The 10,246-nt window shown below is 56.3% G+C and carries 12 protein-coding genes and 2 pseudogenes; 6 read left to right on the top strand and 8 right to left on the bottom strand.

Annotation, left to right across the window (positions count from 1 at the left end; all coding sequences use genetic code 11):
* Positions 1-792: 792 nt before the first annotated feature.
* The coding region (locus tag ASD54_RS11940) for a VWA domain-containing protein (RefSeq protein WP_210170885.1) at positions 793-1,083 on the top strand (291 nt) is incomplete at its 5' end.
* Positions 1,084-1,521: 438 nt separating this feature from the next.
* On the opposite strand, the gene ASD54_RS27445 is transcribed toward ASD54_RS11940, so the two are convergent.
* Entirely contained in the window at positions 1,522-1,656 is a 135-nt protein-coding gene (locus tag ASD54_RS27445; protein ID WP_280139184.1) for a hypothetical protein, read from the bottom strand.
* Between the two features lie 226 nt (positions 1,657-1,882).
* Complete coding sequence (locus ASD54_RS26585) at positions 1,883-2,278, bottom strand: hypothetical protein (RefSeq protein WP_156379198.1); 396 nt, start codon at positions 2,276-2,278, stop codon at positions 1,883-1,885.
* 148 nt (positions 2,279-2,426) lie between these two features.
* Here ASD54_RS26585 and ASD54_RS26830 point away from each other — a divergent pair, with 148 nt between their 5' ends.
* The 3 genes and pseudogenes from ASD54_RS26830 to ASD54_RS26165 all read left to right on the top strand — a co-directional run.
* Positions 2,427-2,744, top strand: a complete 318-nt coding sequence (locus ASD54_RS26830) for a hypothetical protein (RefSeq protein ID WP_062554847.1) — start codon at positions 2,427-2,429, stop codon at positions 2,742-2,744.
* Complete coding sequence (locus ASD54_RS11925) at positions 2,719-4,314, top strand: methyl-accepting chemotaxis protein (protein ID WP_162249579.1); 1,596 nt, start codon at positions 2,719-2,721, stop codon at positions 4,312-4,314. The genes ASD54_RS26830 and ASD54_RS11925 overlap by 26 nt, the downstream gene beginning before the upstream one ends.
* Positions 4,315-4,923: 609 nt before the next feature.
* Positions 4,924-5,165 (top strand): annotated as a pseudogene (locus tag ASD54_RS26165) (transposase domain-containing protein); the annotation flags it as partial.
* Positions 5,166-5,273: 108 nt separating this feature from the next.
* Here the strand turns inward: ASD54_RS26165 and ASD54_RS11920 are convergent.
* The 5 genes and pseudogenes from ASD54_RS11920 to ASD54_RS11900 form a co-directional block, all read right to left on the bottom strand.
* Positions 5,274-5,720 carry a carboxymuconolactone decarboxylase family protein gene (locus tag ASD54_RS11920; RefSeq protein ID WP_062554845.1) on the bottom strand — a complete coding sequence of 149 codons (447 nt, stop codon included), beginning with the start codon at positions 5,718-5,720 and terminating at the stop codon, positions 5,274-5,276.
* Between the two features lie 95 nt (positions 5,721-5,815).
* Positions 5,816-6,253 (bottom strand): cupin domain-containing protein, encoded by a 438-nt coding sequence (locus ASD54_RS11915; protein ID WP_082547189.1) that lies wholly within the window; start codon positions 6,251-6,253, stop codon positions 5,816-5,818.
* A 15-nt stretch (positions 6,254-6,268) separates the two neighbouring features.
* Positions 6,269-7,021: an NAD(P)H-binding protein gene (locus ASD54_RS11910; protein ID WP_062554844.1), complete on the bottom strand. Its 753-nt coding sequence runs from the start codon at positions 7,019-7,021 to the stop codon at positions 6,269-6,271.
* 11 nt (positions 7,022-7,032) lie between these two features.
* On the bottom strand, positions 7,033-7,545 hold the full coding sequence (locus ASD54_RS11905) for an Rrf2 family transcriptional regulator (RefSeq protein WP_062554843.1): 513 nt from the start codon (positions 7,543-7,545) through the stop codon (positions 7,033-7,035).
* Positions 7,546-7,677: 132 nt separating this feature from the next.
* Positions 7,678-8,574 (bottom strand): annotated as a pseudogene (locus ASD54_RS11900) (LysR family transcriptional regulator).
* A 138-nt stretch (positions 8,575-8,712) separates the two neighbouring features.
* Between ASD54_RS11900 and ASD54_RS11895 the strand changes: the two are divergent.
* Positions 8,713-9,042, top strand: coding sequence for a nuclear transport factor 2 family protein (locus ASD54_RS11895; protein WP_062554842.1), 330 nt, complete (start codon positions 8,713-8,715; stop codon positions 9,040-9,042).
* Positions 9,039-9,818, top strand: coding sequence for an SDR family oxidoreductase (locus ASD54_RS11890; protein ID WP_062554841.1), 780 nt, complete (start codon positions 9,039-9,041; stop codon positions 9,816-9,818). Before ASD54_RS11895 ends, ASD54_RS11890 begins: the two co-directional genes overlap by 4 nt.
* A gap of 124 nt (positions 9,819-9,942) precedes the next feature.
* Here ASD54_RS11890 and ASD54_RS27060 read toward each other — a convergent pair.
* The coding region (locus ASD54_RS27060) for a glycoside hydrolase family 15 protein (RefSeq protein WP_348272043.1) at positions 9,943-10,246 on the bottom strand (304 nt) is incomplete at its 5' end.

Genomic DNA, 10,246 nt, shown 5'->3' with positions numbered 1-10,246 from the left:
AGACAGCAGCCCAGAAAGCGGAAGACGAGAAGAAGCTGAAGGACAGCACCACGTTCGCAGTCAGCACAACAACCTCAGGAAACTCAGAAACGTACGACGTCCGGATGACATCAACCTATGATCTCTCCCTGAATGGCATGAGTGCACTTCTGGGCTTCAATAGTTTCAGGATTTCGGTTGAAAGCCAGGCATCCAGCGGCCGACAGGGAAATGCATTGTCGATGTATCTTGCACTGGATGAGTCAGGATCGATGGCTTGGGACACGACGACTGTCGATCCCGTCGCGCCTACAAAGAAAGTTAAAAAGCAGCGCAAAGAAAGATACCCGTGTCCTGGCAATGAGACACAGATATGTGAGCGCACGGTTGATGAATGGGTTGATGCTACCAATTACATTACCAAAATCGCTTCGCTTAAAGCAGCCGCCGGTGTGATGTTCGATGAGCTCAAGAAGGCTGACCCCAACAGCAGCCTGTTGCGTCTCGGTGCCTCGTCTTACGATGACAAGACAAAGACCGAGCAGCGCATTGAGTGGGGCAGCAGCGACGTTGCCCGATACGTAAACAAGATATCCGAAAAGCCAGACGGTGGAACGGACGCGAGTGGTGCGTTAACCAATGCGTTGACAGCGTTGGGTCGGACCAACCAGACGGAGAAAAACGCTCATGACGCGAAGAAGAATAAGAATTTCGAGCGTTTCATCGTCTTCATGACGGATGGAGAGATGACGGGGAGCACGGGTGTCTGGAACAAGTCAATTGATGACAAGGTGCGTGGAATTTGCGATCAGNGAGCGTTTCATCGTCTTCATGACGGATGGAGAGATGACGGGGAGCACGGGTGTCTGGAACAAGTCAATTGATGACAAGGTGCGTGGAATTTGCGATCAGGCGAAGGCCGATGGCATCAAGATTTATGCAATCGCTTTCATGGCACCTGCCAAAGGAAAGACGCTTCTGGAGGCCTGTTCAAGTGGGGCCGCAGACTACTACTACGAGCCCACGACAATGAATCAACTCGTCCAGACCTTCGGTGAAATAGCGCGCAAGGCTGCCAAAACAGGCACCCGATTGACTAATTAAATGGGATGCCTCGGTTTGCTTGAACAGTTCCGGAGCTTTTGCAAAGTGGTTTTCGGCGTTTCCCCCAAGCGGAATTAGCTGCGGTTGGTCAAAGTGAACCTGATCCGGGGTCTTTCGTTCAAGGGAAGAACGTGGGTGTCGGTCATTGCAGAATGCTACATCTCGGCCCATTCCGGCGCGGGCCTCAGGGATCAACTGCATGCTTCTGGCCGAGGGTCTCCCGTGACTTTCAGTGACCCGCGAACAATGTCGCGCTCGTTCTTGCGACGTAAGTTCGGGAATGGTGTATCCGAGTTTTTCGATGTTTGGATGCGCCGTTTCCGCCCATCAGAGCGATCAGCGCCGGACTCAGCAGGGGCGGGATACAAACCATAGAACTGGAAGGGCGTCATGACATTCAGATTTTCCGAAGTCGGGACAGGGAACCGATCACGAGAATCAGCGGTCCAGATGCTGAAATCGGTACACATCGCGGGCGGCGGCCGGACGGTTGATAATCGTTCGCCCGTTGAGATCGCGCATGACATAGCGTCCACCGATCAACTGCTCCCGGATCCCGTTTGAGTGTTTCAATTCAAAACTCGTGTTGCTGTCGACCGATTGCGGCCGGCGGTCGGTCTGGCTTAGTCCAGATCATTGACTAAAGCATCGCGACGCCGTGGCGGTGTCGTGGACTTGATAGCGATGAAAAGTATGAACTTTGGCGAGATCTCGGGACTCTACGCGCTCTTGCCAAAGCTCCAATTCCGTTGCTGCGTTTGCAGCAGGTATGCCGTGACCGGAAAAGCCCGACCGTGCGCTAGCTGAATTTGTATGACCTACAACCTCGCGCGCTCGCTGCCAGCAACGGCATTTTCCTCAGGTAATTGAAATGGGATGCTTCACCTACGCCGAAAGACAGCGTTACAAATTTGCCGGTGCCCGCCGTCTGCTGGTCACGTTGCCGGTCAGCTCCGCCAATCATCGGCAGAGGCGGTAGCCCGGCCTTAGTAGCCGGTGAAGCGGCATGAGTGATTTCCTCACTCATCATCAATGCTGTTCTGCATCCTAGATGACGACCACCCGCGCCAAAAACAGACGCGAACAAGAATCCCCACCCCTTCTTCGAAAGAGGCGCATTTGCTTCCTCTTCAACCTGTGGTCTGCGCACGTCATTTGAAAGCTGCAAAGGCCAAGATATTCTTACCTGGATCAAGAAGTTTTCCACTTCCGCAGCGGGATAATCGAGGGTGACAAACGGTAAGTCAGCCGCAATACAAATCGATGATTAGTTCTAGCTAAAAAATTAAACTGCTGTTTACTTATTTCTTCCAAATCTGTCGGACCTGTAGGTGGAAAAGCTCATGGATATCAGGTTGATATTTGCCAACTTCGGACTGTGTACTCTTCTCATTTTTGCAGTCTGGGCCGCTCCTCGAGGCGATACGGTACTCGTGATCAGCAGTCCTTTTGAATCGAATGCAGCGAGAATGAATCGAATTGCTCAGGCAGATGGGAGGATCGTTTCCGCCGGACGCTACGAGTGGATCATTGTTGCTTATTCAACCAACCCTGATTTTCCATCCAGGTTGATGAAGGCGGGTGCGTTGGTAGTTTTGAATGAGAATCTTGCAGTTGGCTGCAAGAGGGGGGAAAATGGCTTCTTTGGGAAGACTTCGTGAGTTTGCCGGCCGCGGCGTAATTTCAATACTTTGGGTCAATGTGCTTCTGATCTTAGCACGGGAGTTTTTCGGATCGGAAGCCATCGATTGGGTGCCTGTTCTTGCAGCAATTGCCGTTGCGATTCCCTCGACAATCGCTTGGTACAAGGACCCGGTGGGGCCGACAACGCGCCTGATGGCAGCAACGGCAAACGCTGCCAGTGTAGCGCTAATTGTGTATTCCTTCCGCGGTTCGCCCCTGCAGATTGACGCGCATATGTACTTCTTTGCCTCACTGGCCATATGTGCAACTTTGATTGATTGGCGTGCGATCATGGCATATGCGGCACTTGTGGCATGCCATCATCTCTTTCTCTACTTCATCATGCCACTGGCAGTGTTCCCAACGGCGTCGGACGTTTCTCGCGTCATGCTCCACGCCGTCGTGCTGATCGCGCAGACACTCGTCCTCATACCCTTGACGCTTGCCCTTTCGAAAGCTTTCGAGTCGGCTGACGATGCCGTAAGGCAGGCGGTGGCCGCACAAAAACAGGCAGAGAATGCAGCCCTCTTGATTGAGACGGCCACTGCAGAGGCAGACGCAGAGCGCCAATCGCGGGAAGCAGAGAAGAGTAAAGAAGCAGCAAAAATAGCCGCTGCTGTGGACGTATTGGGAGATGCACTTAGGCAGCTTTCTTCCGGCAATCTCTCATATCGAATCAATCAGGCCCTGTCAGACGATCTTGATGAACTTCGAATGTTGTATAACTCCTCAATGCAGGGGCTGGAGGCGGTTATTGCCCAGGCCAATGACGTCATCGCGCAAATCAATGTCGGTAGCCGCCAGATCAACGAAACGAACCATGATCTTTCTGTTCGTTCTGAACGTCAGGCAGCAACGATCGAAGAAACCTCCGGAGCCTTGTCACACTTGACGGATGCGGTGGCTTCAACTGCAAGACTTGCCCATGACGTCAGTGCGACGTTACAAAAAGCCACCGACGGTGCGAACCGATCCGGCGTCGTGGTCAACGATGCGATTGAAGCCATGGGCAAAATTGCGGGCTCCTCCAGCCAGATCGCCAACATAATTGGCGTCATCGACGAGATTGCTTTCCAGACAAATCTGCTTGCGTTGAACGCAGGCGTAGAAGCTGCACGCGCAGGGGAGGCAGGCAAGGGATTTGCAGTCGTGGCAACGGAAGTGCGCGAACTTGCTCAGCGCTCGGCTCAGGCAGCCAAGGAGATTAAGACCCTGATTAATGCTTCTGGTGATCAGGTGAGCTCAGGTGTCGATCTTGTCAACAATGCCGGCAACGCGCTGGAAGCCATCATTGCTGAAATAACCTCAATCGGAAATGCCGTTGCGCAGATCACCACTAATACCACCGACCAAGCAAGCGGTCTTTCGGCGATTGATAATGCAATATCGGGATTTGGGAGGGACACGCAACAAAATGCAGCAATCGTTGAGGAGTCTTCGGCAGCCATGATGTCTTTGGCGACAGAAGCTGAAGCACTACAGCAACTCATGGCTAGGTTCATGATTCCTTCTTCGCGTGCCGCCCCTCAATCAACCAAGGCTGCCTGAGCCATCTGGCCACCTGAGCGGTGGCGGCCCTTCGCTCCTTGATAAACTTCAACGTCTTAGGTTTATACTGGCAGCTGAGCTTCCTTTGTTGCATTCATGCGCTCTAGGTTTATGCTCAGCACCTCATTTTTGCGTGCGAGAAACTAGCACTAAGCCAGTCAAGAAACCGCCGTGGCTGAGCTTCCGACGCGCGCCGGTCATCCCTTGGTATGGAAAATCAAGAACGCAACCGACCGGTGTTTTAGGGGTAACTAGTGAATGTGACAAATGAGCCAGCAAAAAAGGTCGGCGTCATCACTGCAAATGGATCTTGGCATCCATATTATTCCGCTAATTTGTGGCTTTCATAGTTAGCCAGCCAGATGAATCAATGTGAGCATGGCCTCGCGGGAGTGCGTTATACCAACCCCCAAAGCAAAGTGATATCTGAGAAACAGGGTAAGCGGCAAGGAGGCCCCATCTGGCATCGCTGATGCTGGGCAGGGTATTTTGGACAAACGAGTTCTCTGAATGTGAGGATCTATGTCTAGGCCTGCGGCTAGCCTTGGATTGATGCGAATGATCGAGGCGGTGCCCGATCGCCTTGACGGGTCGCCGCGACAGTTGCGGCGGTTCTGGTCCGACGAGCTCGACTCCACCATCGTTGAGCGCGCCATCAGGCCCCAGACAATTACGCGAAAGAACAGTCTCTTCGCTGGCAGCGATGGCGGTGGAAGGACCTGGGCGACAATCGCCACACTCCTTCAGACGGCGAAGATGAACAACGTAGATCCGCAGGCCTGCTCACCCAGACCCTTGAGCGCATCGCCAACGGCTGGCCTAGCAGCGATCTCGATGCACTCCTGCCATGAAACTAGAAGCCTGAACGGCCTCAGCTCGCCGCTTACGTCGCTGGCGCAGCTTGCCGGACCTTTGCGAGGCGCGGCAGGCTACCTGTTTCTGCAGTGTCGCGGGCCCGATCAAGCCTTCGCTGCCACCGGAAGACGGAACGGCGCACCAAGTCGGTTAAAGGCGTTCATCGCAGCTATGGTGATTGTGAGATCGACCAGATCTCTTGGTTCGAAAGCTGCAGCGGCAGCGGCATAAGCCTCGTCTGACGCATGGGTGTGGCTGACATTCGTGACTTCTTCAGTCCAGGCCAACGCTGCCTGTTCCTGCTCGCTGAACAAGTGAGGCACCTCGTCCCACACCGGTAGCAGCGCGATCTTGTCGACAGACATCGTCTTGCGCAGATCGCGGCTGTGCATGTCGATGCAGTGGGCGCAGCCATTGATCTGCGACACGCGCAGAAAGACAAGGTGGATCAGTTCGGCCGGCAGGTTCGTCTTGGCTATGACATAGTGGTGAACACCGAAGAGTGCCTTTGCTCCCTCGGGGGCGACTTCGGACCAGTTCAGGCGGGACATATTGTTTTTCCTTTCTTGAGGGCACGGTTTTCCGGGCGCCGGAGAATCCGTCGTTGCTTGTGAAGTAGCTGGAGTAAGAAGGCTGCTAAGTGGCGCTACGGCTTGCGCGGCGTCGTCAGGACTGTGTCGTCGGTATCGACGACGAAGACGGCGAGCAGCTTCGCCGGTGCGGTGTTGCTGGCATTGGCGCTGACGTCGTGGTCGTCTCCGGGCAGCTCGGTGAAATTCTGACCGGCGGTAAAGGTCTTTGTCTCGCCACCGTTCACGGCGCTCTGGATCGCGCCTTCTAGGACCGTGGCGTAGATGAGCGCGGACTCCGCATGCGTGTGGGCAGAGCTGTAGCCGCCGGGTCCATACTCGACAAGGACGCCCTTGACGCTCTTGCCGGGGTGGTCGGGCAGGGGATGCTCGTAGACGAGTGTCACCTTCGCATCCTTCGTGTCGTATGTGAGTCCGGGCTTTGTCACGTCATGGGCGGACGCGGTCGCAAGGAGCGCCGCGAGTGCCGCAGACGCATAGAGAATGGTCTTCATGATCGTGCACTCTCCTCAAGCCTTCAGCCATTGCGCAATGGTGATCTGGCCTTTGATGTACTCCCCGCCGGGCACCAGTGAACCCTTCGCGACAGGAGCGCCGAAGTAATCAACCGCGGCGTCTGCGGTCACCGGCCGGACGTCGCCCTTTGCATCGAGATATGCCCGGATAAAGGAACCGAACGGTGCCCGTTCCGGTCCAGCAAGATCGATCGTTTCATTCTTCGGCTCGCCCAGCGCGGCTTGCACGAGAGCGGCGGCCACATCGGTGGCCGCGATCGGCTGGAAGTCGATATCCGGCACCTTGACCGCGCCGTCGGCTGCATAGGCGCCGGTCAGGGTTTCGATGAACTCGTGAAACTGTGTTGCCCTGACGATGGTATAGGCTTGACCCGAGGATGCGACGGCCTCTTCCTGCGTCAGCTTGCCAGCCATGTAAGGATTAGACGCAAGCTGGTCAGCGTTGACGATTGAGAGGGTAACGTGATTGTACACGCCCGCAGCCTGTTCGGCGCTCGTCAAGTTCCGGCTCGACGTCCCGAAAAAGTCGGTGATGACGTCCTTGTCGAACGACATCATGTTTGAGACGTCGATGACGGCGTCGACGCCCGCGAGCGCGGCTTGCAGTCCTTCGCCCGTATAGGCGTTGATTCCGTTGCGGGAGCTGGCGACGACGGCTTCGTGGCCAGCGTCCTGGAGCAATTTCACTGCCTTCGATCCGATCAGGCCCGTGCCGCCGATGACGACGACCTTCTTTATCTTGGTCATGGTGCTTTCTCCTATGACAAGGCGCGATTGCCCGTCTTGCGTTCATGGAGTTCAAGGAAGGCGCATCCTCGGGCGGCGATACCGCCGTCGTCGTCTGCGCCGAGGTCCTCCAGAAGGTGCGCGACGGACACCTTGGCGAGTTCTGCGCGATAGGCCTTCTCTGCCTTCAGCATCGCTGTGTTGATCTGGCAGGGCTTGGTGAAGTAGCGCTGCGGAAGAGGGTTCGGCCCACGCTGGCGGATCTCTGCGCATCGGAACGCGGGCGCCGGACCTTCAACCGCAAGGACGATGTCGAGCAGGCTGATGTCTTTCGGCGCCTTGGCCAGACGGTAGCCGCCCTTGGGGCCCGGCGTCGTCGCGACGATGCCTGCGCCGGACAGCGCCTGCAGATGCTTCAGCAAATAGCTCGTCGATACGCCGTGCAGTTCGGCGAGTGCTGCGGCCGACAGCACGCCTTCCTCGGACAAGCCGGCAAGGAAAGCCACGCAATGAATTGCCTGTTCGACACCTTCGCTCAATTTCATGGTAGGCCTCCTAATCATGGATAACTTTTATCCGTGATTAGCCTCGATGTCAATCCCGGATCCGTGGGCCGAAACCGGCTATGAGATCAGGAAACGAAGCTTCGAAGGCCAGTCGCCTTGTCAAACCGATGGTTATCGGTTTGCAAACTCCCTGGCGGCCTGAATGAAAGCGGTAAATGCCGCTGGCGGGTTTTTCCTCCCGGGATAGTACAGCGCCAGAGGTGCCAGCGTCGGCGTCCAGTCATCGAGAACGCGCACCAGGCGCCCGGCTACAATGTCTTCGCGGACGTCTGCCTCCATAACGTACCCGAGCCCGACACCATTTTGCGCGGCGATCCTCACCAGACTGGACTCGTCCAGGGTGATCGAGCCTTGCACGTCGATCTGGACGGTGTTCCCGTCTTTTTCGAATTTCCATCGGAACAAAGCGTTGTTGGGAAGGCGGGCGCGGATGCAGCGGAACCGGTACAGGTCGGTCGGAACGACCGGCCTTCCATGCGTTCTCAGGAATTCCGGGGATGCAACCACGGCGTTGCTGCGCCTTAGGCCCAATGGCACGGCGATCATATCGGCGGGAACCAGCTCTGCGGGCCTGAGACCAAGGTCGAAGCCGGCTGCGACGATATCGACAATCCGTCCTTCGGTGACCAGGTCAATATGCACTTGAGGATGGCGCTGCAAAAACGCAAGGATGAGCGGCTCCATCACTTCCCGTGCTGCCGTCGCAAACGCGTTGATGCGTAGCGTGCCTCTCGGAATTTCCTAAAATGACTGAGCGGCGAGCATAGCATCGTGGATGTCAGTCATCGCTGGGCCAACCCGTTCAACGAAGGTCTTTCCCGCATCGGTCAGCGAAACGCTTCGCGTTGTCCGGTTGAACAGGCGGATGCCGAGGCGCTGTTCGAGTTTTGCGATGGAATTGCTCAACGCTGTTGTCGATATCCCGAGGTCGAGGGCGGCCGCTCTAAAGGAGCCAAGGCGAGCAATGCTGAGAACGGCATCAAGGTCAGCAAGAACAGATCGGGTCATTGTCCCTCTTTTCGCAATGCCTCATCCTGATTTATCCCGCTTATTTGGTCAATGAGATTGATCTAGCCTCCAGTCAATTGATCTCAAACGCAGATCGAAACAGAGCCCAAGGGCTCGGACAGGACCGGGAGAAATCGAATGACAGTCAAATTACCCAAGGCCATCGAGACTTATTTCAAGGCAGACCGGACAGGTAGCCCGGATGCGGTTGCTGCCGCATTCACCGAGAACGGCTTCGTGAAAGACAAGGGCAAGACCCACCGGGGCCGCGATGCAATCCGCGCGTGGATAGCTGATGAGACACAGCAGTATATCTACACCGTTGAGCCCTTCTTGATCACCACCGAGAACGGAAAGACCCAGGTAACAGCGCACGCGGCTGGGGAATTTCCAGGTAGCCCCATCGATCTGCGGTTCTTCTTTGTCCTTGCCAGCGACAAGGTCGCTGAACTGGAGATTAGCGTATGACACAATTTATTGACCTGAAAGGCCGTCGCGCCCTCATCACTGGTGGGACCTCGGGTGCAGGCGCAGCAACAGTGAGTTTGTTCAAGGCGCTCGGCGCTCGCGTTCTGACCACTGCCCGCAAGAAGCCCGCAGACTTCTCCGGCGCAGCGTTTGTCGAAGCCGATCTGACCACCATCGCGGGGGTTAAGACCGTCGTGGACGCGGTGAGCCAAGAACTCGGCGGCATTGATATCCTTGTAAATGTGCTGGGGGGCTCGTCCGCCCCTTCAGGCGGCTTTGCAGCGCTGACCGACGATGAATGGGAAAAGGAGTTCAATCTGAACTTTTTTCCGGCGGTCCGGCTGGATCGCGCACTCATTCCCGGGATGGTCGCTCAGGGAAGCGGCGTCGTCATCCACGTGACCTCGATCCAGAGACACCTCCCGCTACCGGAAGCGACGACTGGCTACGCTTCAGCCAAGGGGGCGCTCAACACCTACAGCAAAAGCATTTCCAAGGAGGTTTCTCCGAAAGGTGTGCGGGTGGTGCGGGTCTCTCCCGGTTGGATCGCCAATCCGGGGGCCAACGGTCTCGCTCTGCGCATCGCCGAGGAAGCCAGAATTGACTACGAAAAGGCAGTGCAGGTTATCATGAATTCACTGGGCGGCATACCGCTTGGACGTCCGGCCAAGCCGGAAGAGGTTGCTGATTTGATTGCGTTTCTCGCATCGGATCGAGCCGCATCAATCACAGGAACCGAGCATGTAATCGACGGAGGGACCGTCCCAACCGCTTGATCTGGCCATCAACTACTCTTGCAGATCAGGCGGGTGCCTGAGTGCCTCAAGGCTGAGATTACCAAGGTCACGGCAAGCCATGCGCCGATCGTGACGCAGCCGACGGTCATCGCCGATCAGTGGATCAAGGCTGCCAATTCGGCCGATAGGCGGGGTCGAGCCGACGGTCGAGGAAATAGGCGGCACTGATGAATGCGAGATGGCTAAGGGCTTGCGGAAAATTGCCGAGCGGAAGCCCGCGCACGTCGACTTCCTCTGCGAATAAGCTGAGATGGTTGGCATAGGCAAGGCCCTTTGCCAGGTTCATCTGAGCCTCCTGGAGACGGCCAGCTCGGGCTAGACATTCGACATACCAGAATGTGCAGGTCGTGAAGGCGCCTTCTTCTCCTTCTAGTCCATCAGCGCCACGATAGCGGTAAACCAACCCG

The organism is Rhizobium sp. Root149 (genome assembly GCF_001427345.1).
Taxonomy (GTDB): domain Bacteria; phylum Pseudomonadota; class Alphaproteobacteria; order Rhizobiales; family Rhizobiaceae; genus Neorhizobium; species Neorhizobium rhizoryzae.
Note: the sequence above shows the minus strand (reverse complement) of the source record. Positions and strands in the feature narration are given on the sequence as shown.

What these genes read in the sequence shown, in the direction of transcription:
- ASD54_RS26830 (WP_062554847.1), top strand. Translation starts at nt 2,427, where the DNA reads ATGGATATCAGGTTGATATTTGCCAACTTCGGACTGTGTACTCTTCTC.
- ASD54_RS11925 (WP_162249579.1), top strand. Translation starts at nt 2,719, where the DNA reads ATGGCTTCTTTGGGAAGACTTCGTGAGTTTGCCGGCCGCGGCGTAATT.
- ASD54_RS11920 (WP_062554845.1), bottom strand. Translation starts at nt 5,720, where the DNA reads ATGTCCCGCCTGAACTGGTCCGAAGTCGCCCCCGAGGGAGCAAAGGCA.
- ASD54_RS11915 (WP_082547189.1), bottom strand. Translation starts at nt 6,253, where the DNA reads ATGAAGACCATTCTCTATGCGTCTGCGGCACTCGCGGCGCTCCTTGCG.
- ASD54_RS11910 (WP_062554844.1), bottom strand. Translation starts at nt 7,021, where the DNA reads ATGACCAAGATAAAGAAGGTCGTCGTCATCGGCGGCACGGGCCTGATC.
- ASD54_RS11905 (WP_062554843.1), bottom strand. Translation starts at nt 7,545, where the DNA reads ATGAAATTGAGCGAAGGTGTCGAACAGGCAATTCATTGCGTGGCTTTC.
- ASD54_RS11895 (WP_062554842.1), top strand. Translation starts at nt 8,713, where the DNA reads ATGACAGTCAAATTACCCAAGGCCATCGAGACTTATTTCAAGGCAGAC.
- ASD54_RS11890 (WP_062554841.1), top strand. Translation starts at nt 9,039, where the DNA reads ATGACACAATTTATTGACCTGAAAGGCCGTCGCGCCCTCATCACTGGT.